Raw genomic sequence first — 24863 nt, 5'->3', positions numbered from 1 at the left:
CGTCATGCTGAAGCTCTCGATCTCCTTGATCGCCGGCATCCTGCTGGCGCTCGTCTCCGGTGCCTCTGCACAGCAGGGCGCCTACCAGCCCTTCACGCAGGCCGGTGGGGCAGAGACGCCAGCCTACGTCATCCTCTGTGCGACGGGCGTGAAGCGGGAGGCCGCGCCCTGCGGTGGCGCGCTCACACCGATGACGGTGCTCTCGACGCCCTTCGTGCGCTCGGGCACGGGCGACCCGATCATCTTCGATGGCATCACCACCACGCCGAAGCAGTTCGCCATCACGAAGCCGGCCGACGCCACGTCCTATCGGATCGTGAACCCGTGCAACGTCGATATCCGGATCAGGAAGGTGTCGAGCGCCGCTGAAGCCGTGACGCAGACGACCGGCACACGCATCTTGGCCCGATCCTCGGAGACGCTGGGCACCAGCGAGCCCAAGTTCGTCTCCCTCATCACGACGGCCACTCCCAGCGTCGATTGCAACGTCGAACTTCAATATGGGCGGGGCGGCTGATGCGTGTCCTCTGGCTTCTCGCCTGCCTCAGCCTTGGCCTGATCTCGCCGGCTGAGAGCGCGCTTCGTGCCGCCAGCCCCATGGCGGGCGATGGAGTGCCGCGCGTCGCCCCGGCTGGTCCGCAAGGTGAACCTGGAGCGCCCGGGGCCGTTGGGCCACAGGGACCCGATGGGAGGCCAGGCGATGCAGGACCAAAGGGAGAGACTGGAGCAACTGGGCCAGCAGGTTCGGCAGGTCCAAGCGGTATCCCTGGTCCTCGCGGCGCAGACGGCGCTGCTGGTGATCGAGGCCCAGTTGGTTTGGCTGGACATGCTGGTCCGACCGGCCCCGCTGGGGAGCGTGGCCCTCAAGGATCGACTGGACCGGCAGGACCGGCAGGCGCGAACGGCGCGGCTGGTCCGAAGGGGGATACCGGAGCCGCTGGCCCGTCAGGGCCTTCGGGTGCTGTAGGGCCGACGGGCGCCCCGGGCCCGCAAGGCGCAGCCGGCCCGAAGGCCTCAACCCTCGTCTGCACGACCACCCTGGCGGACACCATCGCGATCGGCCTGTCCTCGGGCATTAAGTCGAAGACCGGCATCGCCTGCGCCGGCGCGCTGACCACTGACATCCTCGAGATTTATCCCACGACGCCGAGCAGCGTGCCCGAGGGCGTCGCCATCCACCACGCCTTCCCGACCGCCACGAACATCCTGCGGCTTGTCTACAGCGTGCCCCAGGTGGCGCTGCTGACGACGCTGAGTATCCCCGTGGCCGTCTACGCGGTGAACAGATGAGCGTTAAGACGGGTGCCTAGGAGGAGGTCTCCTGGCTGGCGACTTCCTGCTCGGGAGTAAATTCAACTTCGTCCTCATCGAGAAAGTCCAGAAGGTCTTCAGCTAGATCGTTGATCTGGTTTTCGGTCGCGAACACGCTGAAGATCTGTCCGTCATCAGCTTCCAACGTTAGTTCGTACCCACCTGGCACCTCTATCGTCCGAGTGCCGGCTAGGATTTTCAGCGAAGACATTGGCGCTCTCCGGCTTGGAATACGAAGAGCAACGCGCCGCGCATCTCATCGGGCCCCAAACGGGAACACCCAATGATCACCGCAGGCAGTATGCCGCGTTTGGCGCAAAATCTCTGCGGCTCATCGCCTACCTAGGAAGCGCAGATGACCTTGATCGTCGAAGACGAACTCGGGAAGAGTGGTCGCTGATGGACGACGTCGACATCACGATCCGTCGCGGGAACAACGCCCCGGCCGTAGCCTGGGAACTCGTGGACGAGAACGACGCCCCTCTGCTTCTGGCCGGACGCAGCTTGGTCCTTACCCTCAAGTGGGGCGGCGGGCGCATGCGCAAGGAAAGCACTACTGCAGACGGCTTCACGGTGGATTCAACGACCTCGACAGTGACGTGGACGCCATCGCTGGCTGAGAGCCGCGCGATCCCGCTGGGCCGGCTGAGCCGATACGAGATCGAGCTTCGCGACGGTGATCTTCAGATCACGATCGTCGCCGGCTCGGTGACGGGCGTCGACAGCCTCAACGACGACTGACGGCTCGACCGCAGACGACTCCCACCCTCAGATTTCTGGAGACAGGCCGTGCCCGGATTTTCGGACTACGTCGAGAACGCGACCCTGAATTGGCTGCGCGGCACCGCCATGCCGACCGCCCCCGCTGGGATGTTCGTCGGGCTGTTCTCGTCGGACCCGACGGACGCGGCCACGGGCGGGACGGAGGTCACCACCACCATCCGCGCGGCGGGACGCCCCAGCGCCACCTTCGGCGCGCCGAACGCCGCCGGAACGATCGCCAACACGGCGCTGGTCGATTTCGGCAGCGCTGCGGCACCGGCCACCGTCAGCCACTACGCGGTGTTCGACGCAGCGAGCGGGGGCAACAAGCTGTTCTCCGGCGCCTTGACGGCCTCGAAATCGGTGTCGGCAGGCGATCCCGTTAGCTTCGCCATCGGCGCCCTGACGCTGACCTCGGACTGATCTCAGAACCGGTCCCATAGCGCCTCCCGGCATGCAGTGATCTCAGCTAAACTGATGCCACCACACTGCGGGACTGCACACCTAGTCCTTACCGGCATGTGCTAAGACAAAACCTTCCGAGGGTACGGCCTCGGCTAGGTCACGGGCGTCTATTATTTTGCCATTAGAGAAAACGCGAAACAGCAGATGGTGAGACTATGGTATTTCAAGAATGGCTGATATGACCGGCTGTGCGCACGGCTACGCAGTGGGAAGTGTTGCAAATTTCCCTGCCGGCCAATTGATTCTGGAGATAGCGTGAAGCATCCATCTGGTATTAGGCCTATATACGACTTTGTGCTCCCAGTTTGTAATCTCAAATTCGAAAATGAAGTTGCTTTAGAAAGCAGTTCCTATCTTGCAGGAACAAGTTTTCTTATCGGAAAGAGAGGATTCGGTATCACCGCTGCACATGTAATAACTCAAACAAACGAGAATGAGAGGTTTGTAATAGTTAATCATGACGGGAAAGAATATGCCGTTCCTATTGGAGATGTTGAAGCGCACCCAACAGAAGACATTGCAATTTTTAAACTTGATGATTTGCCGGATGAGCGTGTATCCTACATAAAGATTGAAAATACTGAGGAGCACCCGCCTTGTGATTATATTATGTGGGGATATCCAGAAATAATTTCTGAAGAGGTTCAAAACATGCAGTTAGAAGATCATTTTCTAAAATTTAGACCAGATATAGTATGCTTCAAGGGATACGTTCGACGTAAGATAGACTTTTCCCCAAATCCAAATTTAAGTATGTATCAGGGAGAATGGTTTTTTGAAGTTAGTGATATTGGTGGTTCGTGCGTATCAGGATCTCCGTTATTCAAGTATGGCGACCAATCGAGAGTCATGGGCGTCTATATTGCTGAGTCGTCGTCTGGGAGAAAGTGTGGATATGCCACCGTTTTGGAGAGCTTGGCCGACTGGAGCCCCGTGCTGTTGGGAACAACCATAGGTGCAGAAGCTGCTTCTACGTCAGAACTGTAAGCCTCAAACTCGTGGCCAACAGATGCATTGAATTCTGTCTGGCAGGTAATGAGCCGCGTTTAAGCCTGATGACGAGGATCACGACGGCCGCGGCCTAGAGAAAGGCTTGAGACGAGTTCAGGGTCGCCTCAAAGTCCTTTTAGAGGCGGCGGTTGCGGCTGATCCAGCCGAAGAAACGCTCAACCACCCATCGGCGCGGATTCACGGCAAAGCTGACCTGATTTGGAGGCTTACGCACGATGTGGACGTTGATGATTGAGGCGGTCGCGGGTTTGTCGCCCGCGAACCAAGCATCTGCAAAAGCCCTTGCATTGGAGGTAAAATTTCGACCGACAGAAGCAAGGCCGGTACAGCTCCATTCCTGTCCTAGACGTTGGCCGACTTCGGATCAAGAACAAGTGCGCGTCCATCCGTATCGACGGACGCCTGACTTTTGCGCCCGTTGACCTTCTTGCCAGCGTAGTCGCAGCGCGGTCCGTCGCTCTCGGTGGTCTTGATGCACTGGCTGTCGAGCAACGCGGCTGTGGGTGAGGCTTCCCTTCCGACACGCTCACGGTCCGCCGTGACGAGGTTGTGGTTGATGAGAGCAAACAATCCATCATCACGCCAAGCGGCTAGAGTAGCCGAACGTAGTCGAGCGGGGCAGCAAGTCCTTCGGGATTAGCCGCCACGCGATGGCGCCGCGCGAGACCTAGAAGATCGCGTTCAGGATTTCTCGCGTCCTCCGGACGAGCAGGCGGCCATACGGCGCCGGCAGCGGCATCAAGAGGGCGATCACCGCCCACTCGGCATCCGTCAGATCGCTTTCATACCGCAGACCTGCACGCCTATGCCGCCGGCAGGTGGTCGGGGTTCACACGGCAGGTCCAGGTCAGTTCCAACCCCCTCTTGAAACACTGCCATCCCGGCCACTCAACCCCGAATCCCCGTATCGGACGAGATCTCAGGCCATGGCCGCCCTGACCACACATCGCATTCCAGTCCGGCTCGGTCCTGTCGTCCGGCGGGTGAAGGTTGCCGCGATCCCGCGTCTGGCGATCGGCGAGCTTGCAGCGGCCGCGCTCTGCCTCAGCATATCGGCCGGCGCCCTGTCGGTCGTGTCGTCGATCTCCGGCGCGGGCGTTACGACTTCTCAGGGTGGCGCGGCGCTCAGCGTCGGACGGCCGCTCTCCGCAACCAGCGCGGCGCTGGCATCATCCACCGGCGACCTTGCCGTGGCCCGAGGGCTCAACGCTTCGACACTTGCGGTGGCGCAAACGGCCGGGACGCTCCAGGTCGCCAACGGCATCAGCGGGGCGTCCTCTGCCACGTCGCAGGCGGCGGGTGCTCTCTCCGTACAGCGCAATCTCACTGCGGCCGCCAACGCGCAGAGCGCCTCGACTGGAGCGATCTCGGCGACCGTCAGCCCTTCGGCCTCAACGACTGCGCAGTCCACCTCGGCGGGGTCCGTGACGGTCGAGCGGTCGCTGGCGGGATCAGCTGCCGCACTGAGTGTGACGTCGGCGGTGCTGACGGTGTCCAAGGGCTTCGACGGCGCCAGCGCGGCAACCTCCACGACGGCGGGCGGTCTGACTGTGGCCCGACCTGTCGGAGCCAGCACGTCGGCGCTGTCCGTTACGGCGGCGGCACTCACAGTCACGAAGGGCCTCAGCGCGACGACCTCGGCTCCTGCCGTGGCCGGCGGGACGCTCACCGCAGGGGGCGGCGAGGACGCGGACGCGGCGGCCTACCTGAATGCGCAGACCACACCGCCGAGCAGCACCGAGCGGTCGCTGGTCGATGCACTGGTCCGGGGGCTGAAGACGGACGGCGTCTGGGCAAAGATCGACCGCCTATCGCTCCTTGCGGCCGAGACCGCGCAGGCCGCGCGCCTCTGCCTGCGGAACCCCGCCAAGTCGATGGCGGCGACGAACCTGACGGCATCGTCCTTCGCGGCAAGTCGGGGCTACACGGGCGACATCGCCGCGACGGGCTTTCTCGATTTCGGCGAGCCCTATCTGAACGGCGCGAGCATGTTCCAGCAGGACAGCGCTAGCGTCTTCGTCTGGTGCAACAACGCTGTCTCACCTGTGGTCGGCACCGGCACCGGCCGCGTGCCGCAGGTGGGCAATACGGGTTCGGCCCGCGTCTCGATCAACGTCTTGGGCGCGGCCGGCAACAACACTTGGCAGGTGAACGTCAGCACGGCCACCGCCTACACGGGCTCCGGCAACCGCAGCGGCTTCCGGTGCGCAGTTCGCCCCACGTCGGCGAATCAGCAGGTTTACACGAACGGGCAGCTGGTCTCCGACATCTCGTCGGCCTCCTCGACGCCCTCGACGACGAACGGCTGCTCGCACCGCTCCGCCGCGACCTACGGTGACGATCGCTTGGCTGTGATCGGCTACGGCGCCGCGCTGACGGCTACCGATGTCGCCAACCTGAACACTCGCCTCAACACCTACCTGACCGCCAAGGGAGCTGCCTGATGGCCAACAACTATCCGTACCTCGTCATGTCAGCGATTCAGGCCGCGCACATCCGCGAGGCCTCGGCGAACGACGAATACCGGCTCGACCCCCAGGAAGTGCCGGCCGGTCCTCACAAGGGCAAGTTCGTGCTCGCCGCCAAATTCAAGACCGCGCCCGAGTACCAGTCCCATTGGGACGCGCTGAATATGCTCACCGAGGTCTCGATCGACCGCGACGAGGCCTGGCCGCCGTCCGAAGAAGAGATGGCCATGCGCCCCGCCGCCTCGGAAGGCTGAACTGTGAGCGTCACCGTCATCACGCCAGCCACCACGAAGCGTCTCACGACGCTGGAGAATGTCCGCATGGACATTGGTGGTGCTATGGGTGATCCGACCGACCCGCAGGTAGACCGCTTCATCATCCAGGCATCGCAGCAAGCGGCGACCTACTGCCGACGGGCCTTCGGCCGGGAGACGGTTCGCGAGCGATTCGATCTGGCTTGCACGGGGGTTGTTGGCGAATGCGGCGGGATCTTACTCGACCGCTGGCCCGTCGTGTCCATCGCCAGCGTCAAGGTTGGTGGCATGCTCCTGGCCCCCGAGGCCTACGCCACCGACGGCCGGATGCTCTACCGGATGGAGGGCGATGACCGGCGGTGTTGGTATGGCCGGGACGTCGTCGTCCAGTATGAGGCTGGATGGCTTCTCCCGGGCGAGGCGCGGGCGGTCAATGGCATTGCTTCCACCGCCGAGGATCTGCCGGCCGACATAGAGCGTGCCGTCATTCAACTCGTCGCCGTCGCGATCTCGGCGTCGGGCCGGGACATGATGGTGAAATCGGAGGATGTCGAGGGCGTCGGCTCCACCTCCTGGTACGTCCAGGGGGCCAGTGCTGCCCTTCCTCACCCGGAGGCCGAAGCCACCCTCGGCCAGTACCGCCGGATGCTGTTCGCATGACGCCGGCCGCCGCCATCGCGGCTCTGGATCGCCAGATCTCCGCCCATGGGCAAGCCGTAACGCTCCAGCGGCTAAACCCCGCTTCAGCCTCAGGGCTGCGGGCCTTCTTCCGGGGCTACAAGCCTGACGAACTCGCTGGCGGCATCCAGCAGGGCGACAGTACGGCGGTACTATCTCCGACCGGGCTCGGGGCGCTGCCGAAGCGGCTCGACAGGCTGGATGTCTCCGGGCGCGTCCGCACCATTCAGGCGGTCGAGCCCGTCGAGATGAAAGGCGTGCTTGTACGCGTGAACCTCTGGCTTCGTGGCTGATGGCGCAGCGCCTTTCGCCGCTCGCTCGCGACATCGACCTCATCATCAGCGAAGAGCTTTCGCCCGACGTTCAGGTGCAGCGGTACGCGGATTTCGCGCGCGGCGTGCTGAAGGAAGGGCAGGAGGTCAATCGCCGGGCGCTCGGCTACGTGCCCGATCACGACACGTTCGTCGGCGGCGCTCAGGTCTCCAGCCTTGAGCGCCTGCGGATCTCGGACGCCATCACCTTTGAGTTCCACCTCCTACTCGACGTCATCCAGTGGATCGATGAGCAGCTGATCCTCCACTCCCCCGTGAAGAGCGAACGCTACGCGCGCAGCCACGCCTGGTTCGCTGACGATGTCGAGTTCCCCGATCCCAACAACCCGCCGCCGGCCGAGGCATACGTCGTTCTGAACGCGCAGCCCTACGCGAGGAAGATCGAGCGGGGCTTGTCTGCGCAGGCGCCGGAAGGCGTCTACCAAGCCGTAGCCACCCTCGCCAAGCGCCGGTTCGGCAACGTCGCCTACGTCGGCTTCTCCTATCGGTCGTTCCCAGGTGGGGCGATCGGCAAATGGGCCGGGTCGGCCTCGGCCGCGAAGCTGGCGCGCGAGGTCCGTGGCGGCAGCCAGAAGGGCCATGAGGACTGGCTTACCCGCCAGCCCGCCATCCTCATAGATCCAGGTCGCTGATCCATGCCGTTGAAGCTCGTCGTGGATGCCGTCGAGGGCAAGCTTGCGGCCGAATGGTCGAGGTGCCCGGTGTTCGGGGTCAACCTGCAGGGCGAGACGCCCGAAGACGCATCGAGCTTCATCCAGGTGTCCTATCCGGTTGCGAACGGCGAGCAGCTGACCATCGGCGCGCCGGGCGAGAACATCTATCGCGAGAGTGGGACCTTCCGCCTCGTCATCATGGCCGAGCGGGGCGCAGGCGTCGCTGAAGGCCTCGATTGGGCGGATGAGTTGGCCGCCATGTTCCGAGGCAAGGAATTCGGCGGGGTGCAGACCTTCGCCCCCTCCTCACCATCGATCGACGACCGAAACGACGAGGGCAACTATTTCGTCCTCTCCGTCGCCGTCGAGTACCAGGCCGACATCCTCGGCTGAGCGCGCGGGCGTCACGCCCTCTTCCAGGAGAATGCCATGACCATCGCAAGCGGCTCCAGCCGTCGGATCGCCTATGTGCCGGAGACCGTTTTCGGTACCACGCCGGCCACCCCCTCGTTCAAGACCTTCCGCGCCACCGGCGGCGGGCCGCGCACGAACAAGACGACCGGCACCTCGGACGAGATCCAGGCCGATCGTAATGTCCGCGATGAGTATCAGCTCGGCCAGGACGTCACCGGCGCCTACGACTTCGAGCTTACCTACGGGAACCTCGACGACCTCTTGGAGGGCGTCATGTTCAGCACCTGGGCGACCAACGTGCTGGTCAACGGCACCACGGATAAGAGCTTCACCTTCGAGGAAACCATCAACCTCGGCGGCGGCAACAAGTCCCTCTCGCGCTTCCTGGGCTGCGCTGTCAGCATGCTCAGCCTCTCAATCGCCTCACGTGCGGCGATCACTGGCTCTGCCACGATCATGGCACGCCAGGAGATGCTGGACACGGCCATCGTTGCCGGATCGACCTATGCGGCATCCGGCATAACCCCCGTGATGACGTCGTCGGCCAACGTCGCGGCACTGACGATCCCAGGCATCACGGCACCGCCGAAGGTGCGGAGCCTAAGCCTAGAGATCAACAACAATCTGCGCACGCGCCCGCTTGTCGGCAGCCTCTTCACGGACTCGTTTGGCTCCGGCCGGTTCGAGGTGTCAGGCACGATGGAGTGCTATTTCGAGACGAACGAGCTCTATCAGAAGGTGCTCGACCACGGCTCGTCGGCGCTCAGCTTCACCGCCGGCAACGCATCGGGGTCGAAGTACACCTTCAACCTGCCCAAGATCATCTTCGGCAACGGCGAGCGCCGGCCGGGCGGCAACAACGACGACGTGATGGTCTCCATCCCGTTCCGGGCCGTCTACGACCCGGGGATCTCGGCCACCCTCCAGATCACTCGTGGTGTCGCCTGATGAAGACGGTTCGCATCACCGAGACTTTCGACGGCTTCCCCAATGGGAAGGACGAGGTGCGCTTCACCAAAGGGGAGGAGCCCACCGTCTCCGTTGCTTTCGCCGACCTGATCGTCGGCAAAGGCTTGGCGAAAGAGGTCGCCAAGCCTGCCCCCGCCAGCAAGGCCGAGACCAAGGCCACCAGCAAGGAAGCGAACACGTGAAGCTCTCTGCCCTCAAGACCGATGTCGCCAAGCTCGAGGCCGGCCAGTGGGTCGGTGAGATCCCCGACATGGAAAGCCTAGAGCTCCATGTCCGAGGCCTCGGCAACACCGACTACAAGCGTCTCTTCGAGAAGAAGGCCGACGCGGTGCCGCGCGCGCGCAAGCTTCGCGGGCTGCAGCCGGACGATCGGGAGCGGATCGTGGGCGAGTGTCTGCACGAGGCAATCCTGCTCGACTGGCGCGGCCTGACGGACGAGGCCGGCTCGGCCATCCCCTTCACGAGCGAACTCGCGCAGGATCTCGTGACCAAGCCCGAGTACGCGAAGTTTCGCGCCGCCGTGGTCTGGGCCGCCAATCTCGTCTCCGAGGAAGCCGGCGAGAGCATCGAGGCCGGCGCAAAAAACTAAGGGCAGCCCTCCGTTGGCATCTCACCTGGGGTGAGAAGGCGGAGTGGCTGTCCGACATGGCCGAAGAGGAAGGCATCCTTCCGGCCGCCCTAGAGGCTCAGCCCGATATCCCAGAGCACCTGTCGTTCTTCTGGGACGCGTTCTGGGCACTGAACGGAGACCGACCGCTCGGCTTCGGTCTCCCGGGCCCGATCCTATGGGCCTCTATCGACCGGTTCGCTGACCGGGCTGGCGTCCTGGACGGCGACCAGTTCGGCCGCCTCGTCAGGTTCATCCGCGTGATGGACGGCGAGTGGCGGACTTACATGGCCGAGCAGATGAAGCAGAAGGACTGAGGCGTCAGCGATTGATCGTCGCCTTGTCCTCCAGCTGCCGGAAGCGCTGAAGCGCGCGTCTGCATCCTGCCTTGTTATCCCGGATCTGCCTCGCAGCGCCCATCTGCGCGGAATCGGCGTGCGCGGCCCGGATGGGACCTTCCAGCGGTGCGTTCGGCCCATCGGAAGCGAGGGCCATAATGCGCTGCCCTGTCGCGAGCGCCCGGTCCTTGTCGAGGCCGCATGCCGTTGCTGCGCCAATCGTCTCTCCGCTCTCGCGCGCAAGCTTGAACCCCAGGGCCTCAAGCTGTGCCGCTGCTGGTGCGCACAAACCGTAAGCCGACGCCAAGAGAACGAGCACCCGTTTCAGCATCCAGTTCTCCTCCTCGCGGCCCGACGACCCCGCCACCGCACATCACGGGTAACGCATGCCCACAATCGAAACCATCCGGCGCATCACGACGCAGGCTCGCACCGAGGGTGTTGAGGCTGCGGCCTCAGCGCTCAACAAGCTCGCTGCGTCCTCGGATGGGGTCACGGTTGCTACCGATCGCCAGGGGCGGGCGATGCTGTCTAACCAGGCGGCAATTGATCGGGCCTCGCGTGCATACGAGCCGATGTACGCCGTTCAGCAGAAGCTGGTCGGCCTGTCGAAGCAGCTTGAGATCGCTCAGGCGACTGGGCGCATCTCGCAGGAGGCGAGCACCCGTTTGTACGATCAGGCCGTCGATAAGCTGACGGGCTACACGCGGGCGCTGGAGCAGGCTGCTCGCGCGGAGATCCAAGCGCGTGCGGCGCAGGCTTCAGCGGCTCAGGCGACCGCTGGTGCCAATCAGCAGGCCATTAACCAGCGCCTTGGCGTGCAGCCTTCATCCGGCATCGTGTCCCGGGCCGCCGACTTCGAGGCCGCCGCCGCAAGCGCCGATCGTCTGCGTGCGAAGTACAGCCCGCTGTTCGCAGCCCAGACCCAGTACCGCAGCACGCTGACGGAAATCTCCGATGCCGCGAAGGCTGGCGTGCTTTCGGAGGCAGAGCGTGCCGCGGCGATGATGAAGACGAAGGACGCCTTTGCAACGCAGGTGAAGGCGATCCGCGAGGGCAACGCCGCAGTCCAGGCCGGGCGGCTGCGTGGCGATCAGGTCCAGAACCTGACTGCGCAGGCCATAGACGTCGGCGTGTCTCTGCAGGGCGGTATGAACCCGCTGACGGTGCTGATGCAGCAGGGCGGGCAGATAGCGCCTATCTTTGCCGGCCCCGGCGGGGCCAGCGTAAAGGGCGCGCTTGGGCAGGCGGGCGAAGCGGTCAGCGGGTTTCTCACCAAGATCGGGCCGGTTGGCTTGGCCATCGGCGGAGTGACCGCCCTGGCCGTCACGGGCGCCGCAGCGATCCTCTCCTACGCGTCGTCCCAGCGAGAGCTTGACCGGGCTCTGTCAGGTGCTGGACGCGCCTCGGGCGCGACCGCTGGGGGCATCAACGCGCTTGCGCCTGGGGCCGCCCAAGCAGCTGGTGTGTCAGTTGCGTCCGCCCGGGAAATGGCGGGCGCATTCGCATCCACCGGTCGGATCGGCACGGAGATGTATGCTGGGCTGATCAAGGTCACCACCGATTACGCGCGCATCACCGGAACGGACGCGACCGACGCGACGAAGGAATTCGCCGATGCATTCGCCGATCCAACGGCTGGCGCTCTGGCGCTGAACAAGACGCTCGGCTTTCTCGACTTCACCATGCTGGAGAACATCCGGCGCATGCAGGAGTCTGGCGACCGCCTGGGTGCTCAGAAGCTCTTTATGGAGGGTGTCGCGTCCGCAACGGCGGGGGCGAGCTCAAAGCTCAGCTTCTTTGCGAGGGAGTGGCAGGAGTTCAAAACCAACACCTCCAACGACGTAGATGCGATTGGCGGGTTCTTGTCGAAGGGTCTCGGGTTCGACGATGCGGAGTCGCGCCTCAAGACCCTGAAGGGCCAGTTGGCATTCCGCGAGAGCGGCAACCTGCTGGGCAAGGCGCTCTCGTTCGACATCCCTGGAATTAAGGCCCAGATCGCGCAAGTCGAGGCTGAGGTCGCGAAGGCTGCAGCAGCAAGCGCGAAGAGCGCGACGGCTCAGCGGAGCCTTGAGGTAGGCTCCCAGGTGAAGGCGCTCAACCCGATGAGCAGCGCGCTGCAGCAGTTGGAGAACAAGGCCAAGGATTTCCGGAAAGCCCTTGAGCAGGATGGCGTGTCCGACCCGCTCAACGCGATCCAGCGCGCAATGGATGGCCTGACCCGGGCCGCCAAACAGATGCGCGAAGACATGGCGGCTGGCGGCGCGGCTTTCGCCGATGCCGTGCGCGCAGCGGAGTTCGGAAGGCGGACCGACTCCTATGCACCTACAGCTCTCAGCGTCGCGCAGATCAACGAAGCTCAAGACGCCAAGAAGCTGACGGCCCTACGGGAGTCGATGAACGATAACGACCAAGCGATGTACGAGAAGCGCCTCGCTTCTATCGAGGCCGAGCGGAAGCTCCTCCTAGAGACGCAGCAGATCCGTCAGGTGAACGAAACGTCGAGTGGCAGTGGCCGCTATGCTCGCGGTGTTGGCCAAGTACCCGAGCAGTACCGCCAATTCTACATCAACGCATCAAACGCCACAGGCGTGAACGCGGATCTTCTCGCCTCGCAGGGGTATCAGGAGAGCCGGTACAATCCCCGAGCCGTGTCTCCGGTCGGCGCGAAGGGTATCGCTCAGTTCATGGACCCGACGGCGCGCGGTATGGGTCTCGCCGATCCGTTCGACCCCGAGACGGCCATCATGGCGCAGGCCAAGCTGATGGCTCAGCTGTTGAAGCAGTACAATCAGGACGAGGTATCGGCGCTCGTTGGCTACAACGCCGGCACCAGAACCCGCGAGCGCTTCCAGGCTTCGGGCCGTGACACTGCGGTCCTTCCCGACGAAACCCAGAAGTACATCAAAGCGATTATGACCCCGCCGCCGAACGCGGAGGCGCTCGTCAAAGCTGAGGTGGACCGCAATGCGCAGCTGGACCTTCAGATAAAGAACCTTGAGACCACCAATCAGCTATACGGCAAGAACGGCCAGCTTCTGGAGGTCCAACTTGGCGTCAACCAACGCTTTACGGAGGAGCAGCAGAAGGGCGTCACGATCACCGATGCTTACGCCGCAAGCATCCGAGCGTCAGAGGCAGCCAAGGCCCAGGCAAATGCCGACCTAGCAAATACGCGGGCAGGTCGCGACTTGGAATTTGACCGAGATCAGATCGGCCGTAGTGCCGGTGAACAGGGCAGCTTCAGTCGGGCGCGGTCGATCTATGGTGACACGACCTCCACCCGCTCCCAGGCCTACATCGAGCAATCGCAGATCAACGACGGTCTGAAGGCTACCCGCGACCTCGCTAATAGCACGTTCTCGGGCATGCTCGGCGACCTGCGCACCGGCACATCGCTCGTTTCCACCATGGCGAACGTCACCAACCGGTTCGCCGACAAGCTGGTCAGCCTGGCCTCGGACAAGGTCATCTCCGGCCTGTTCGCCGGGGCCGACAAGAGCGGCGGCGGCATCACGGGGTTCTTCGCCTCCCTGTTCGGGTCGGGCACGGTCAAGGGCTTCGATGCGGGCGGCTACACCGGCATGGGCCCGCGCCTGGAGCCGGCCGGAGTTGTCCACCGCGGCGAGTACGTCTTCGACCAGGACTCTGTGCGGCGCCTCGGCGTGAACACCCTGGAGGCCATGCGGTCGTCCGCGAAGGGATACGACACCGGAGGCTACGTCGGGGTGACCCCGCAGGATATGCGGGCGGCCCGCAGCGCGGCCAACACCAACCCTCCTCAGGCCCCGGCGAACATCGCCGTCTACAACAACTCGTCGGCTCAGGTTGAGGCGAGAGAGGTCGACGACGGCCGCGGAGGCCGCCGGCAAGAGGTCGTCATCACCGAGGCCACCGTCCAGGGCATCAACAGCCCCCGTGGCCAAGCCGCCCTCAACCGCCGCAAGTTGGTGTCTACGTGATCCCCTACTGGCCCGCCGATCTCCCCCAGCGCTTCCAGCGTGACGGCTATAGCCGCGGATTCGCTGATGGCCGCCTGAGCACCCCAATGGAGGCCGGTCCGCCGAAGACACGGCGCCGGTTCTCCTCTGCCATTAAACCGGTGACGGTGACGTTGGACGAGCGCGAGGATGCGTTCGCTCGGCTTGAGCGCTTTTACGAAGAAGAGGTGGCGGGCGGCTCTCTGCCGTTCCTCATCCCCGATCAGACACGCGATGCCCTGCCTCTGATGGTGGCGCCCGGTATCCCTCTTCTGGATGAGCAGGGCCGCCCACTGCTGAACACGGCATGGTGGCTGGTCATGTTCGGCGGCAATCTGCCGACCCCGCAGGACCGGGGCGGCGGCTGGTATCGATCCACCTTCAGCTTGTCGGTCCTACCCTGATGGGACGCCTCGTCTCTCTCACGGTACGGGCTGCGGCGAACGCCGAGCACACGGACCAGATCCCGGTGGTCCTGGTGACGATCCGGCACCCGAGCCTGTCGGCGCCGGCCTACCTCTCCAGCGATCCGACCGAGCGCATCTCGGCAGACCCGCTTCGCTACGGCACCCGCCACAAGGGGCAGGTCTACGATTTCGTCCTGATGGGCACCGTCCTGCCGGACGACGAGAAGGACAGTCCGCCCAAGGCGACGCTGGCCTTCGAGAACGTGGATGCGGACATGGCCAAGGCCATCCGCTCCATCACACCGGGCACCTACGCGACGGTCGACTACATCGTGGTCCTCGCCGGCACCCCCGATATCATCGAGGCTCGCTACACCAACCTGCGCAGCGTCCGTGGCTCCTACGATGCAGCGCAGGTCTCGCTCGACATCTCGGCCGAGCCGCTGACCGCCGAGCCTTGGCCGGCCGGGCGGCAGACGGTGAGCCGGTTCCCGGGGCTGTTCGCGGCGTGACCCGCACCCAAGGGCGGCTGGTGACTCTGGCAGCTCTGGCGTTCGCCTGCATCCTCGGCCCGACCGCCATCCCCGGCACCGCTGCCTGCCTCCTCCTCGTCCTCATCTTCCGCAAGGGCATCCTCTGATGCACTGGTCCGCCCCCTACGTCGGCCTGCCCTGGCAGGAGAAGGGCGACACCCACGAGGGCGTCTCCTGCTGGGGCCTCGGCGTCCTGATCTACCGTGAGGTCGCCGGCGTCACGCTGCTGACCTACGCGGAGGCCTTCGCGACCTCGGCCGAGCGCGCGGAGATCGCCGCCATCATCGACGGCGCGACGAGCACGTGGCCCTGGAATCTCGTCGTGCCGGGCCAGGAGCGCGACCTTGACGTGGCGATCTTCCGGCGCGCCGGCATGGACACCCACGTCGGCATCATCTGCGAGCGCGGGCGCATGCTCCACATCACCCACGATCAGGAGAGCGCGATCGTCGACTATCGCTCGGGGCGCTGGGCTCACCGGCTGGCGGGCGTCTACCGTCATGCCGACCTCATGGAGCGCCGCTTTGGCCTCTGACGTCGCCATTCTCGCGCTGCCGCATCTCGACCCGTCGTTCGGGCGCATCGAGGCGCGGGCGCTGCCGGGGTCGTCCATTGCGGATATGATCGCCTGTGCGCTGCCGCAGGCCGTCGGCACGATCCGCGAGCGGCTGCGCGTCACCATCGGCGAGCACGTCATCCTGCCGGGCTTGTGGCATGCCGTGCGGCCGAAGGCGGGCACGCAGGTCGTCATCCGGGTCGTCCCCGGCGACGACGTGCTCCGGAACGTGCTCACGATCGCGGTGACGGTGGGCGCACTCGCTCTCGGGCAGTTCTATGCCCCGGCGCTGGCCGGGTCTCTCCTCGGCTTCGGCGGCGCGGCCTCCGGAGCGCTGACCTCGACGCTTTCGGCTGCCATCACCGGTTCGGCCTTGATCGCCGGCACGCTGCTGGTGAACGCGCTCATCCCGGCGCGGACGAACGGCAAGGACACGCCGACCTACGCCATCCAGGGGCTGCGGAATCAGGCGACCCCCGACGGTGTCGTGCCGTCCGTGCTCGGCTTCCATCGCTATGCGCCGCCCTACGCCGCACTGCGTTTCACCGAGGCCGTGGGCGATGACCGCTACGTCACGGCCGCGTTCTGCTTCGGCTATGGGCCCGTCGCCATCCGGAACCCCAGGATCGGCGAGACGCCCATCGAGAAGTTCAAGGACGTGCAGATGGAGCTGCGCGAGGGACGCGCCACGGACGAGCGACTGGCTCTCTACCCCAGGCAGACATTGGAGGTGCCGCTCTCCATCGAGCTGAAGAAGGACGGCCCAGCGGGCGGCCCCCAGTCGCGCTTCACCGCGCCGGACGCCTCGGACTGCTCCATCGACATCACCTTTCCGGGTGGCCTTGGCGGCTTCAAGAAGGACGGCGGGAGCGTCAGCGTGCTGATCGATTTCACCCTGCGCTACCGGCTCGTCGGCAGCGAAGAGTGGAATTTCTCCGGGACGATCTCCGTCACCAGCAAGAAACCCGGCAAGCCCCTCACGCGCACCTTCACCCTCGGCCTTCCGGTTCGCGGCCGCTACGAGGTCGAACTCACCCGGCTCGCCGACGACCACGAGGACCAGGACCAGTCGGGTAAAAGCATCCAGCGCACCTCGCGTTCGGCCTGGTCGGCGCTGCGCTCGTTCCGGCCCGAGTACATCGTCAACTTCGACCAGCCGCTGGCTCTGGCGGCCGTCCGTATCCGCGCGTCGGGCCAGCTGAACGGCACCCTGGACGAGTTCAACGCCGACCTCTTCTGCATCTGCCCGGACTGGGATGCGCCCTCGCGGGCTTGGGTGACGCGCGAGACACAGAACCCGGCCTCGCTATTCCGGCACGTGCTGACCGGCCCGGCCATGCGCTACCCGTTCAGCCTCGACGAAGTCGGCGCCCTCGAGGATTGGCACGGGTTCTGTGTCGCGAAGGGCCTGACCTACAACCGCGTCCACGACTATGAGGCCTCCGTCCTCGACGTGCTCTCCGATGTGGCGGCCGCCGGCCGGGCCAGCCCGCACGACAGCGGCGAGCGTTGGGGTGTCGTCATCGACCGCATCCTCGATACCGTCACCGCGCACATCAGCCCGCGCAATTCCTGGGGCTTCCAGGGCGAGCGGCCCTTCGCCAAGTTCCCGGATGCCTTCCGGGTGTCGTTCCTCGACGAGACCAACGGCTACGCCAAGGCCGACCGCATCGTGCCGTTCCCGGGCTTCGCGGGCGACCCGAAGGTGGTCGAGAAGCTGGATCTGCCGGGCGTCACCAGCCCCGCCATGGTCTGGAAAGAGACGCGGCGGCGCCAGTACGAGCTGATCCACCGGCCCGACACCTACACGGTGAACCAGGACTTCGAGGCGCTGGTGGTCGCCCGCGGCGACCGGGCCCAGCTCAGCCACGACGTGCTCGACCGGACGATGGTCGCGGCTCGGGTGAAGACCGTCATCGGCAACAGCGTCTACCTCGACGAGTCCGTGATCTTCGAACCCGGCCTGGCTTACGCCTGCCGCTTCCGGCGGTCTGACGGGGCCAGTCTGGTCCGTGCGGTCGGCGGCTTCGGCGAGACCCAGGTGGTCACCTTGAAGGGGGCAGGCGACGCGCCGGAAGTCGGCAATCTCGCGTTCTTTGGCCCCGGCTCGGAAGAATCCTTCGCCTGCACCGTGAAGGGGGTCGAGGCGATGGAGAACTTCACCGCCCGGCTGACGCTCGTCGACCACGCTCCGCAGATCGAACAACTGGTCGACGCCGAGGTCCCGCCGCCCTGGAGCGGGCGCTCGGGGTCTGAGGCTCAGCAGAACACTGATGCGCCGGTGGCCCCCATCATCACCGGCGTCGCTTCCGGGCGCGAGGCGGCCAGCGTCGCCACGGATGCCGTGCCATATCCAGTGGTCGTATTGCTCCAGCCGAACCCGGCCGGAACCGTCGCCATCGCCACCTACGAGGTGCAGAGCCGGATCGGCGGAACGACCGCCTTCGCATCGACGACCGCCGAGGCGGGAAGCGGCGCAGTGCTCCTGCCGGGCTACGCGAAGGGCAACGACATCGAGTTCAAGGCGCGCGGGATCTCGGCCCTTGGCACGCTCGGCGAGTTTACCCCCCTGATGACCCACGTGGTGGCGTCCACGGACCCGATCGGCCCCGTGGCGCCAGAAGGCCTCGCAGCCGTGCCTCAGGCAGGCGGGGCGCGAGTGACGTGGAGAAGCAGCGCCAGTTCGAACAACGCCGCCTCGCAGGTCTACGTGGCGACCGGCACCGGCACCTCGTTCTCGGCCGCCAGCCCCTACGGTGATCCGATCGCCAGCGGCCCGAACGTTGGCCTCTCGCTAGATCTCGCCCTCGACCCGGGACCGTACAGCATCTTCGTCGTAGCGCTCGATAACGATGCGCCGCCCGTCGCCTCCATCCCGCGCGGCCCGGCCAACGTCACCGTCGTCTGACACCCAGGCCTCTCGGCCTTTCTGAACCGTCCGATCTGACAGGGCCGCGCAAGCGCCCTCTCCAGTGCTGGGAATCAACCGCATGGCCGAGAACGGCATCCGCACGCCTAACGTCCCGCTCGGGGCCCTGATCGAAGTTCTCGGGCACGCTGATGCGGGCGGCGGGACGCGGGTCCTTGCTCGTGCCAGCGTCAGCGCGCTGGCTGATGCCGTGCGCGATGTCGTGTCGGGCGATCCGTCCGGAATCGCCAGCCTTCGCAGAGAGCTCAACGCGCTGGCGAACGTGGTCGGCGGCAAGCAGGGCGCCTTTGATCTTTCGGCGCTCCAGGCATCCATCGCGGCGGCAATCGCCGCCGTTGACGGCAAAGCCTCTCGATCAGAACTGACCGATCTCCTCCAGCGCATCCTGCGCATCAACGCGGGCCTCTACCCGGCGCTGCGGCCGGGCGACAACCCGAGCGCCTTCAGCGGGTCGTTCGACAAGGGCAACCCGGACGATCTGGCCCCACTCTCCGATGTGGCTTACCCGCTGCAGGTAGTGGACGATGGGCTCGGCCGCGACCTGTTCGCCACGCGAGAGATCTGGGAGCGCGCCCTTCATCCGGTGGGGGGCGGCGAACTCTGGCGCGCCCGCTGGAACTACCGGCGCCGGGTCAACCCGACCGACCCTTCGAACGACAGCGTTCAGCGCTTCGTGTTCTGGTACGGTCCCGACCGGAGCCCTCTGAGCGCGACCGAGGTCGGGTCGGAAGCCCCGAGTATCGCCAGCGGCTCGCGCGCCTTCTCGCAGATCATCGGCTCCAATCTGGCCATCGAAGGCGCGCTGGAGCCCCCGCCCGGGGCGGCGTACTTCCGCATCGGCATTCGCGCCTACGGCCTCGAGCAGCGCACGACGGTGACCGATCTCGGCGCGGTCGAGATCACCGACGCGTTCCAGCTCCTGCTCGGCCTCATTCCCCCGGACAGCGTCCCGGCGCTGGCTGCCGCGCTGTCCGAGGAAGTGCGCCGCGCCACAGGGGTGGAGGAGGCGCTGCGGCTCTACGCCCAGGCGGTCAACTCGAAAGCCGACGCTCTCCGCTTCGAGGTCAACGACGCCACCGATACGCTGGGATTCGACAGCCTTTCCGCGCGCTTCGATGCCGTTACCGGAACAGCGAAGCGCGGGGCAGATGGCGTCGATGTCCTGAGCCCTGGCCAGGGCCGGCGGCTGCGGCCCTACCTCGGCCGGCGGCGCTCGCTGATCGACGGGAACGTGGAGGCGACCGGCGCCTACCAGGCTCTCTCGATCCCGATCGTTGTGGATCGACCGATGATCCCGCCCTACGCCTTCCGCGTCTACATCCCCGGAATGTCGGGCCTCGCCCGCCTCGCCCTGCTCATCAATCGCGGAACTGTCGCCAACGCGCAGGACAACGGCTTCACCGGCGTCGGCGCTCTGCAGAATGACTACCTGAACCGCTATCCCATCGCCGATGTCGCGGATGACGCGACCTTCGATGGTGCTCAGAGCGCGACCTTCGTGCTCGGCGCCGATGCTCCGACCTTGCTGCCGGGCGTGGCCTACTTCTTCGTGGTGACCGGGGACGGCTCGAACATCGCATGGGCCAACGCCGCCGTGCCGCCCGCCGGCTCGACGCCGCTGCAGCGGGGCTTCTTCCAGGTGAATGGCGGCTGGGCCCCGGTCGGCCCCTCCATTGCCATCGCCTACGACTTCTTCGAGAGCGTATCCGTCCCGCAGAAGGAGACGCTGACCCCGAAGCTGCTGGCGCTGACCGAGGACAAGCCGTCCGTCCCATACTGGCCGAACCTGGCCTACCCGCTCCAGAAGCTGACCATCGAGATCGCGGGCCAGCCCATCGTCATCCCGGCGCAGACGCTGAACTTCGTCACCCCCGGCACGAACGGGGTTGCCGCCTACACCACCTACCTCGGCGCGGGGAACTACACGCTCAACCACCGCGGCATCGTGGCGGGCTCGGAGACCGTGACGCTCAACGGCTCGGCGCGGGTCCGCGATACGGACTACACCATCGACTACGTGCTCGGCACGATCCGGTCGCTGAAGTCGGGCCTGACCGGGAACCCGAGCATCACCTACACCGCCGCACTGGAGCGGCTGGACTACGTCGTGGTCGACTCCGAGACCGGCACGCTGTCCATCGTCAGGGGCACCGAGCGCGGCGCCGACACCGTCGAGTATCCGCCGGCCGTGCCGCTGAACGCGATGCTGCTCTACGCCGCCCACGTCACCACCACCTCGGTCGAAGTCACCCGGGCGGGCTGGTATCACAAGAACATCCGCGTCGGCCGCTCGACGGAAGCGCTCGATTGGGTGTTCCAGGCCAAGCAGGAGCTGGCCCCGATCCTCGGCGCGATGCGGCGCCGGGCTTCTCTACGGGTGCTTGGCGACGGCGACAGCACCGAAGCACAGGGCAACGGCAACGGCGACACCGAGTGGTACAATCCGTTCAGCCCGCTCCGTGGCATCCTCGGCTATTGGGACGCGGGCGGCCTCGCTGCTGATACCCTCGCGGACCGGTCCATCCTGCCGCTCTACGATCACGGCGACGGAGCGGGGCTCTACCACACCCACATCGGCACCACCTGGTCGGTGGTGGAGGCGATCGAGGAAGCCGGCTGCTTCGTCACGGCCGGCAACCTCGCGATCGGCGGCACGGACTCCAGCGACACCTTCACCGACCGGCCCAACATGCGCTTTCCGGCGCGCATCGCGGCCGCGCTGTCCTTCAAGGCCGACCTCGCGATCATCAGGACGGGACGAAACGAGAGCGGGAAGCGCTCGACCTACGGCAACCTCTGCGACCTGATCACGAGGCACAAGAAAAACGTCTCCCTGGTCTACGTCATCGGCATGTCGACGGTGCCCAAGCGGCTGGCCTCGACCACGGCGGATCGCGACGCCTACACCGCGCACGCCCTCCAACAGGCGGCCAAGGATGCCGGGGCGGCTTACTGCCCGCTGCACCTGCTCGGCAACGCCGACGACAATTACGGAGGCCTGATCCAGCCGCGCCGGACCACGGCCTGCCAGAACCGGATCAACCATCCGGGCCCGGCGCAATCCAAGCGCGAGGGCGCGTTCGCGGCCCTGCCGTTCATCTTGTGAGGAGGACCGGATGACGGTCAAAATCCAGTACTTCGGCGTCGACGCGCGGGGGCAGCGCCGCCCGTTTGGAGGCGACCGGATCGCAACGGGCGCGGCAGCCGTGGCGAGCACCAACCCGGTTCCGGCAGCTCCCGCCTCGGGCGTGGTGATCGCCCGGCTTCTCAGCGATGCGCCGGCCAAGGTGCACTTCGGCTCGCCGCCGGACACCGCCTCGGCCTCGGCCGTGATCGTGCGTCCGGATGCGCCGGTGGAGATGGTGGTGACGCCTGGGCATCGACCGGCGGCCATCACGACCGTGGACGCGGCCGGCGCGACGGCGCTCGGGCTCGGCACCGGCAACAGCCCTGCCTTCGCCGGCCTCTCGCTCGGCTCGGGTGGGCGGACCTACAGCTATGCCAGCGGCCTCCTCACGCAGAGCTACAGCGACAACTCGCTGGCAACCGTCCAGCGCATCCAGAACCTTGGGCTGACCGCCGCCGGGCAAGGGATCGGCTGGGATTTCTACCTCGGGCGCACGGCCCCCGGGATCTTCTCGGGCCGCATCGCCCTGACCAACACGGGCGACTATTCGAGCGCCGCCACCTCCTCCAGTGCGTGGACCTTCATGTCCATGGCAGCGTGGAACATCGGCGCGGCGATGACCCTCGACCTGGTGAGCGGGAACAAGAGCGGCACCCACTTCCTGCCGGGCGGTGACAACCTCCTCACGCTCGGCTCGGCCTCGCTCCGCTGGAGTACGGTCTATGCCGGCAGCGGCACGATCAACACCTCGGACGCCCGGGAGAAGACCCCCGTCGTGCCGCTGGAGGAGCGGGAGATCGCGGCTGCCAAGGCGCTGGCCGGAGAGATCGGGCTGTTCCAGTTCCTGGATGCCTGCGCGCTCAAGGGCGACGGCGCACGCCGCCACATCGGCATGACGGTCCAGCGGGCCATCGCGGTGATTGAGGCGCACGGGCTCGACCCGCTCGCCTACGCCTTCATCTGCCACGACACCTGGGAGGCGGTGCCCGCCCGCGAGGCTGTCTTCCAGGACGTGCTGGGCGAGGACGACGAGCCGACGGGGGAGACCTTCATGGTCGCGCCAGCCACGCCCGAGATCCCGGCCGGCGACCGCTACGGCTTCCGCGCCGACGAGCTGATGCTGTTCCTGGCGCGCGGGTTCGATGCGCGCCTCGCCGCGCTCGAGGCGAAGGCCGCCTGACCTTCCGCTCGCTGCGCCACCCGGCCCGAGCCCTCGACCCTCGACAATCTGGAGACCCACCATGGCTCGCGCCCTGATCGCTGCCGCGCTCCTCTGCGCGCTGGCCTCTTCAGCCATGGCCGCCCGCCACCGCGCCGTCTGCGTGACCGTCGCCATCGAGGGCATCCCGTCCCTCGTCTGCGCCCGGCCTGCGCGCCGCCGCTGACCCTTCCTCACACCGGAGATCCACCATGACGATCGCTGAGATCCAGCGCGCTCTCCTGGCGCGCGGGTATGACCTCGGGCCGGCCGGCGCCGATGGCGATGCGGGGCCGAAGACCATCGCCGCCGTGACGGCCTTCCAGCGCGCCGCCGGCCTCGTCGCAGACGGGATCGCCGGGCCGCTGACGCAGAAGGCCCTCGCCACGGTCGATGTGTCCGAGAAGAAGGCCGAGCCGGATCAGCCCGGGTGGCTGACGCTGGCGGCGGCCATGCTCGGCGTGAAGGAGGGCCCCGGCGCCGCGAACAACGCCCAGGTGGTGAAGCTGTTCGCGGACGCGGGCTTCCCGGGCATCAAGACCGATTCCACCGCCTGGTGCGCGGCCTTCGTGAACGCCATGCTGGAGCGCGCAGGTCACCGCGGCTCACGCAGCCTCGCGGCCCGGAGCTTCGAGAATTGGGGCATCGGCTTGAAGGAGCCGGTCCTGGGCTGCATCGCCACCAAGAAGCGGGCGGGCTCATCCTGGCAGGGCCACACGGGTTTCGTCGTCGGGGCGGACAAGGATCAGGTGTTCCTGCTCGGCGGGAACCAGAGCGATCAGGTGTCGGTCGCGGCCTTCAAGCGCTCGGAGATCGTCGCCTTCCGCTGGCCGGCCGACATGCCGATCCCGGCGGCGTCCAGACTGCCCACCACCGTGGCGGGGGCGCGCTCCGGCGTGTCGGAAGCGTGATGGCTGAGGATCGGCGCCCGCTCTTCCCGGCCGCGCCCCGCCGCGCCGCCGGCCTCCCGCCGCAGAAGCTGCTCGACGCGCCGCGCTACCCCGAGAACCCGTCCCCGTGGGCGCGCCTCGGCCGGTGGCTGTTCGACCGCATCACCCGGCGCTGAGGGAAGCGGCCAGAGAGTGGTCGGTTTCCCCCCTGGCCGCCCCAATCGCTCCGCGCTGGGCCGCGGACCGCTGCGATCACCCTAAACCGCCATCGCTTCGCGCTTCCGTCAACCACCACCCGCTCCGAGCCGGCCGGACGCCGCGCACCCCCAACATCGAGAGACCATCATGCGAGAGATCACCAGCCACCGGGTGAACCCGGCGAATGACACCCTGACGCTTAAGGTCTTGGACTCTTCGGGCGCCGGAGGCGCCCACCATCTCTACGAAGTGGAGGGCTTCGACTATGGGACGAACCCCTCAGCGGCAGAGCACAAAGTGGGCGGCAACGCCCTTCTCGTGTTGTTTCAGAACGGCCCGATCGCCGAAGTTGGCGTGAACGGCGTCACGCAGGAGGTGTTGCTGGCAATCGTCGCCGACCGCCTCCAGGCGTTCCAAGCCGGCCCCTACGCCTGTGCCGAGAACGCTGAAGCGTTGAAGCACGTCGAAGCTGCACAGGAAGCGCTCCTGTCCCGTACTCGCGCGCGCATGGCGCGCGGCGTCGAAGGCACGCATCAAGTTTGAGTCCGTATTGCCTTCGCGCGGCGCTTTAACTCTCGCTCGATGGCTTCTCGAATCAGCGAAACCCGATCTTCGCCAGGAGCCAGAGCGGCATCCAAGCGGGCGGTAGTTCCCTCAGCCAGCGGTAATCGCAGGCTCTCAGCCCAAAGCTTCTTCCGACCCATGCGGGGACGGGTGCCTGAAAACTCAATCTGCGTCAAAGCGACCTCGTATCGTGTACACGCTTTGACCTCGTATCATGGA

General features: G+C 66.0%; 30 protein-coding genes and 1 pseudogene. 28 read left to right on the top strand and 3 right to left on the bottom strand.

Features of this window, described 5'->3' with window-relative positions; all coding sequences use genetic code 11:
* Positions 1–4: 4 nt before the first annotated feature.
* From OF380_RS15720 to OF380_RS15710, 3 genes are all read left to right on the top strand, one after another.
* A complete protein-coding gene (locus OF380_RS15720) occupies positions 5–517 on the top strand; it encodes a hypothetical protein (protein WP_264045546.1) in 513 nt (170 codons plus the stop codon).
* Between the two features lie 183 nt (positions 518–700).
* The gene (locus OF380_RS15715; RefSeq protein WP_264045544.1) at positions 701–967 is read left to right on the top strand and encodes a hypothetical protein; all 267 of its coding nucleotides are present in this window, start codon (positions 701–703) and stop codon (positions 965–967) included.
* A 188-nt stretch (positions 968–1155) separates the two neighbouring features.
* Entirely contained in the window at positions 1156–1290 is a 135-nt protein-coding gene (locus tag OF380_RS15710; protein WP_264045542.1) for a hypothetical protein, read from the top strand.
* Positions 1291–1306: 16 nt separating this feature from the next.
* Here OF380_RS15710 and OF380_RS15705 read toward each other — a convergent pair whose 3' ends face one another.
* Entirely contained in the window at positions 1307–1456 is a 150-nt protein-coding gene (locus OF380_RS15705; RefSeq protein WP_264045541.1) for a hypothetical protein, read from the bottom strand.
* Positions 1457–1710: 254 nt separating this feature from the next.
* Here OF380_RS15705 and OF380_RS15700 point away from each other — a divergent pair, with 254 nt between their 5' ends.
* The 3 genes from OF380_RS15700 (at position 1711) to OF380_RS15690 (ending at position 3525) form a co-directional block, all read left to right on the top strand.
* Positions 1711–2052: a hypothetical protein gene (locus tag OF380_RS15700; RefSeq protein WP_264045539.1), complete on the top strand. Its 342-nt coding sequence runs from the start codon at positions 1711–1713 to the stop codon at positions 2050–2052.
* Positions 2053–2100: 48 nt separating this feature from the next.
* Positions 2101–2496: a phage tail fiber protein gene (locus tag OF380_RS15695; protein ID WP_264045537.1), complete on the top strand. Its 396-nt coding sequence runs from the start codon at positions 2101–2103 to the stop codon at positions 2494–2496.
* Positions 2497–2793: 297 nt separating this feature from the next.
* Complete coding sequence (locus tag OF380_RS15690) at positions 2794–3525, top strand: S1 family peptidase (protein WP_264045535.1); 732 nt, start codon at positions 2794–2796, stop codon at positions 3523–3525.
* A gap of 94 nt (positions 3526–3619) precedes the next feature.
* Here the strand turns inward: OF380_RS15690 and OF380_RS15685 are convergent.
* Positions 3620–4342: pseudogene (locus tag OF380_RS15685) on the bottom strand (IS5 family transposase).
* Positions 4343–4475: 133 nt separating this feature from the next.
* Here OF380_RS15685 and OF380_RS15680 point away from each other — a divergent pair.
* Genes OF380_RS15680 through OF380_RS15635 form a run of 10 tightly spaced genes read left to right on the top strand, consistent with a single transcriptional unit; the run spans position 4476 to position 10241 of the window.
* Positions 4476–5993: a hypothetical protein gene (locus OF380_RS15680; protein WP_264045533.1), complete on the top strand. Its 1518-nt coding sequence runs from the start codon at positions 4476–4478 to the stop codon at positions 5991–5993.
* On the top strand, positions 5993–6271 hold the full coding sequence (locus tag OF380_RS15675; protein ID WP_264045531.1) for a hypothetical protein: 279 nt from the start codon (positions 5993–5995) through the stop codon (positions 6269–6271). The genes OF380_RS15680 and OF380_RS15675 overlap by 1 nt, the downstream gene beginning before the upstream one ends.
* Positions 6272–6274: 3 nt before the next feature.
* A complete protein-coding gene (locus OF380_RS15670) occupies positions 6275–6931 on the top strand; it encodes a hypothetical protein (protein ID WP_264045529.1) in 657 nt (218 codons plus the stop codon).
* Positions 6928–7242, top strand: coding sequence for a hypothetical protein (locus OF380_RS15665; protein WP_264045527.1), 315 nt, complete (start codon positions 6928–6930; stop codon positions 7240–7242). The genes OF380_RS15670 and OF380_RS15665 overlap by 4 nt, the downstream gene beginning before the upstream one ends.
* Complete coding sequence (locus tag OF380_RS15660) at positions 7242–7913, top strand: hypothetical protein (RefSeq protein WP_264045525.1); 672 nt, start codon at positions 7242–7244, stop codon at positions 7911–7913. Before OF380_RS15665 ends, OF380_RS15660 begins: the two co-directional genes overlap by 1 nt.
* A 3-nt stretch (positions 7914–7916) precedes the next feature.
* Entirely contained in the window at positions 7917–8327 is a 411-nt protein-coding gene (locus tag OF380_RS15655; protein ID WP_264045523.1) for a DUF4128 domain-containing protein, read from the top strand.
* Between the two features lie 36 nt (positions 8328–8363).
* Positions 8364–9296, top strand: a complete 933-nt coding sequence (locus OF380_RS15650; protein ID WP_264045521.1) for a phage tail tube protein — start codon at positions 8364–8366, stop codon at positions 9294–9296.
* Positions 9296–9499 carry a hypothetical protein gene (locus tag OF380_RS15645; RefSeq protein WP_264045518.1) on the top strand — a complete coding sequence of 68 codons (204 nt, stop codon included), beginning with the start codon at positions 9296–9298 and terminating at the stop codon, positions 9497–9499. Before OF380_RS15650 ends, OF380_RS15645 begins: the two co-directional genes overlap by 1 nt.
* Entirely contained in the window at positions 9496–9906 is a 411-nt protein-coding gene (locus tag OF380_RS15640; RefSeq protein WP_264045517.1) for a hypothetical protein, read from the top strand. The genes OF380_RS15645 and OF380_RS15640 overlap by 4 nt, the downstream gene beginning before the upstream one ends.
* A 56-nt stretch (positions 9907–9962) precedes the next feature.
* The gene (locus OF380_RS15635) at positions 9963–10241 is read left to right on the top strand and encodes a phage tail assembly chaperone (RefSeq protein ID WP_264045515.1); all 279 of its coding nucleotides are present in this window, start codon (positions 9963–9965) and stop codon (positions 10239–10241) included.
* Between the two features lie 4 nt (positions 10242–10245).
* Here OF380_RS15635 and OF380_RS15630 read toward each other — a convergent pair whose 3' ends face one another.
* Entirely contained in the window at positions 10246–10593 is a 348-nt protein-coding gene (locus OF380_RS15630) for a hypothetical protein (RefSeq protein WP_264045513.1), read from the bottom strand.
* A 55-nt stretch (positions 10594–10648) separates the two neighbouring features.
* On the opposite strand from OF380_RS15630, the gene OF380_RS15625 reads away from it, so the two are divergent.
* The 12 genes from OF380_RS15625 to OF380_RS15570 all read left to right on the top strand — a co-directional run bounded on the left by OF380_RS15625 (position 10649) and on the right by OF380_RS15570 (position 24623).
* Positions 10649–14224 (top strand): phage tail length tape measure family protein, encoded by a 3576-nt coding sequence (locus OF380_RS15625; RefSeq protein ID WP_264045512.1) that lies wholly within the window; start codon positions 10649–10651, stop codon positions 14222–14224.
* Positions 14221–14646, top strand: coding sequence for a hypothetical protein (locus OF380_RS15620; RefSeq protein WP_264045510.1), 426 nt, complete (start codon positions 14221–14223; stop codon positions 14644–14646). Before OF380_RS15625 ends, OF380_RS15620 begins: the two co-directional genes overlap by 4 nt.
* Positions 14646–15161: a DUF1833 domain-containing protein gene (locus tag OF380_RS15615; RefSeq protein WP_264045509.1), complete on the top strand. Its 516-nt coding sequence runs from the start codon at positions 14646–14648 to the stop codon at positions 15159–15161. The genes OF380_RS15620 and OF380_RS15615 overlap by 1 nt, the downstream gene beginning before the upstream one ends.
* Entirely contained in the window at positions 15158–15289 is a 132-nt protein-coding gene (locus OF380_RS15610; protein WP_264045507.1) for a hypothetical protein, read from the top strand. The genes OF380_RS15615 and OF380_RS15610 overlap by 4 nt, the downstream gene beginning before the upstream one ends.
* Positions 15289–15717, top strand: coding sequence for a C40 family peptidase (locus tag OF380_RS15605; RefSeq protein WP_264045505.1), 429 nt, complete (start codon positions 15289–15291; stop codon positions 15715–15717). Before OF380_RS15610 ends, OF380_RS15605 begins: the two co-directional genes overlap by 1 nt.
* A complete protein-coding gene (gpJ, locus tag OF380_RS15600; RefSeq protein ID WP_264045503.1) occupies positions 15707–18646 on the top strand; it encodes a TipJ family phage tail tip protein in 2940 nt (979 codons plus the stop codon). The genes OF380_RS15605 and gpJ overlap by 11 nt, the downstream gene beginning before the upstream one ends.
* Before the next feature lie 82 nt (positions 18647–18728).
* Positions 18729–21773 carry an SGNH/GDSL hydrolase family protein gene (locus OF380_RS15595; RefSeq protein ID WP_264045501.1) on the top strand — a complete coding sequence of 1015 codons (3045 nt, stop codon included), beginning with the start codon at positions 18729–18731 and terminating at the stop codon, positions 21771–21773.
* Between the two features lie 10 nt (positions 21774–21783).
* Complete coding sequence (locus tag OF380_RS15590; RefSeq protein WP_264045499.1) at positions 21784–22974, top strand: tail fiber domain-containing protein; 1191 nt, start codon at positions 21784–21786, stop codon at positions 22972–22974.
* A gap of 61 nt (positions 22975–23035) precedes the next feature.
* Positions 23036–23179, top strand: coding sequence for a hypothetical protein (locus tag OF380_RS15585; RefSeq protein WP_264045497.1), 144 nt, complete (start codon positions 23036–23038; stop codon positions 23177–23179).
* Positions 23180–23204: 25 nt separating this feature from the next.
* Positions 23205–23903: an NlpC/P60 family protein gene (locus OF380_RS15580; RefSeq protein WP_264045494.1), complete on the top strand. Its 699-nt coding sequence runs from the start codon at positions 23205–23207 to the stop codon at positions 23901–23903.
* Positions 23903–24058, top strand: coding sequence for a hypothetical protein (locus OF380_RS15575; protein WP_264045492.1), 156 nt, complete (start codon positions 23903–23905; stop codon positions 24056–24058). The genes OF380_RS15580 and OF380_RS15575 overlap by 1 nt, the downstream gene beginning before the upstream one ends.
* A gap of 169 nt (positions 24059–24227) precedes the next feature.
* Positions 24228–24623, top strand: a complete 396-nt coding sequence (locus tag OF380_RS15570) for a hypothetical protein (RefSeq protein WP_264045489.1) — start codon at positions 24228–24230, stop codon at positions 24621–24623.
* The last annotated feature ends 240 nt before the right edge of the window (positions 24624–24863 follow it).

Source organism: Methylobacterium sp. FF17 (assembly GCF_025813715.1).
GTDB classification, from domain to species: Bacteria; Pseudomonadota; Alphaproteobacteria; order Rhizobiales; family Beijerinckiaceae; genus Methylobacterium; species Methylobacterium flocculans.
Note: the sequence above shows the minus strand (reverse complement) of the source record. Positions and strands in the feature narration are given on the sequence as shown.

Coding starts and splice junctions, on each gene's coding strand:
- OF380_RS15720 (WP_264045546.1), top strand. CDS start 5: ATGCTGAAGCTCTCGATCTCCTTGATCGCCGGCATCCTGCTGGCGCTC.
- OF380_RS15715 (WP_264045544.1), top strand. CDS start 701: ATGCAGGACCAAAGGGAGAGACTGGAGCAACTGGGCCAGCAGGTTCGG.
- OF380_RS15700 (WP_264045539.1), top strand. CDS start 1,711: ATGGACGACGTCGACATCACGATCCGTCGCGGGAACAACGCCCCGGCC.
- OF380_RS15680 (WP_264045533.1), top strand. CDS start 4,476: ATGGCCGCCCTGACCACACATCGCATTCCAGTCCGGCTCGGTCCTGTC.
- OF380_RS15675 (WP_264045531.1), top strand. CDS start 5,993: ATGGCCAACAACTATCCGTACCTCGTCATGTCAGCGATTCAGGCCGCG.
- OF380_RS15665 (WP_264045527.1), top strand. CDS start 6,928: ATGACGCCGGCCGCCGCCATCGCGGCTCTGGATCGCCAGATCTCCGCC.
- OF380_RS15660 (WP_264045525.1), top strand. CDS start 7,242: ATGGCGCAGCGCCTTTCGCCGCTCGCTCGCGACATCGACCTCATCATC.
- OF380_RS15655 (WP_264045523.1), top strand. CDS start 7,917: ATGCCGTTGAAGCTCGTCGTGGATGCCGTCGAGGGCAAGCTTGCGGCC.
- OF380_RS15650 (WP_264045521.1), top strand. CDS start 8,364: ATGACCATCGCAAGCGGCTCCAGCCGTCGGATCGCCTATGTGCCGGAG.
- OF380_RS15645 (WP_264045518.1), top strand. CDS start 9,296: ATGAAGACGGTTCGCATCACCGAGACTTTCGACGGCTTCCCCAATGGG.
- OF380_RS15635 (WP_264045515.1), top strand. CDS start 9,963: ATGGCCGAAGAGGAAGGCATCCTTCCGGCCGCCCTAGAGGCTCAGCCC.
- OF380_RS15630 (WP_264045513.1), bottom strand. CDS start 10,593: ATGCTGAAACGGGTGCTCGTTCTCTTGGCGTCGGCTTACGGTTTGTGC.
- OF380_RS15625 (WP_264045512.1), top strand. CDS start 10,649: ATGCCCACAATCGAAACCATCCGGCGCATCACGACGCAGGCTCGCACC.
- OF380_RS15615 (WP_264045509.1), top strand. CDS start 14,646: ATGGGACGCCTCGTCTCTCTCACGGTACGGGCTGCGGCGAACGCCGAG.
- OF380_RS15605 (WP_264045505.1), top strand. CDS start 15,289: ATGCACTGGTCCGCCCCCTACGTCGGCCTGCCCTGGCAGGAGAAGGGC.
- OF380_RS15595 (WP_264045501.1), top strand. CDS start 18,729: ATGGCCGAGAACGGCATCCGCACGCCTAACGTCCCGCTCGGGGCCCTG.
- OF380_RS15590 (WP_264045499.1), top strand. CDS start 21,784: ATGACGGTCAAAATCCAGTACTTCGGCGTCGACGCGCGGGGGCAGCGC.
- OF380_RS15585 (WP_264045497.1), top strand. CDS start 23,036: ATGGCTCGCGCCCTGATCGCTGCCGCGCTCCTCTGCGCGCTGGCCTCT.
- OF380_RS15580 (WP_264045494.1), top strand. CDS start 23,205: ATGACGATCGCTGAGATCCAGCGCGCTCTCCTGGCGCGCGGGTATGAC.
- OF380_RS15575 (WP_264045492.1), top strand. CDS start 23,903: ATGGCTGAGGATCGGCGCCCGCTCTTCCCGGCCGCGCCCCGCCGCGCC.
- OF380_RS15570 (WP_264045489.1), top strand. CDS start 24,228: ATGCGAGAGATCACCAGCCACCGGGTGAACCCGGCGAATGACACCCTG.